This is a genomic window from Geodermatophilus sp. SYSU D00814, assembly GCF_054050055.1.
In genome coordinates, this window is sequence record NZ_JBJGYP010000068.1 from 1 (window position 1) to 956 (window position 956).

General features: G+C 75.4%; 1 protein-coding gene. It reads right to left on the bottom strand.

Translation table 11 applies throughout. From position 1 onward, the window contains the following. A partial coding sequence (locus tag ACI780_RS24380) for a DUF222 domain-containing protein (protein ID WP_457006066.1) occupies window positions 1-956 on the bottom strand: 956 nt, incomplete at both ends.

Consider the following 956-nt stretch of genomic DNA (forward strand, 5'->3'; position numbering starts at 1 on the left):
TCGCACAGCAGCGCCGAGTTGTCGAGGCTGGTCTCGCCGCCGTCGATCCAGTGCACCAGGTGGTGCACGTCGGCCCAGTGACTCGGCGCATCACAGCCGGCGAACACGCAGCCGCCGTCACGCAGTTCGACCGCCCGGCGCAGCTGCCGGCTGACCAGCCGCTGTGAGCGGCCCAGGTCCAGCGGGACCCCGTCGGGGCCGAACACCACCCGGGAGATGGTCCCGTCACACGCCAGCCAGCGGGCGCGGGCGGCGGAGATCACCGCCCCGAACCCCATGGTGGCCGCGTGGTGCCCGGTCGATGGGTCGGCCAGGTCGTCGAGGTCGACGCGCACCGCCACCTGCGGCTTGACCGTGCGCAGCACCGGCAGGTTGCCCGCCGCGAGACTGGTGTCGGCCAGTTGCACCAGGGCGTCGCCCTGGCGCTGAGCGCGGGTGCGGTCGTCGCCGGCCGGGCGGTCGCGCTGCACGAACGGCTCCAGCGCCGCCTGGAACTTCTCTCCGCCGACGGCGTCCAGGTGCCCGCGGAACGACAGGCTGCCGTCACCGTGCTTCGACAGCGTGAGCGACCGGCCCTCGGTGGGGTCGGGTTCGGGGCCGTCGGGGTCCAGCGCGTTCTCGTAGCTCTTGACCACCGCGACGAGCGCGGCGTGGTCCTGCTCGACGGCCACCCCGGTGAGCACCCCGTCGACCTCGGCGAGATCGACCCCGGCGGCGGCGAACGTCGCCCGCTGCTTCGGGGTGACCAGCCTGGCGGCCTCGGTCACCTGCGCCGCGCTCACCCAGCCGGCCTCGTGCGCCTCGGCGAGGACGGGCAGGTGCTCCAGCGCCCGCCCGTTGCCGACGAGCCGGGACGCCGCCGCCGGCGACAACCGGCAGTGCCCCCGCAGCCAGGAGGCCATCGACCGCTGCCCGTCGCGCTCCGGGGCCTGGGCCAGCTCCGCCGCCCGCACCCG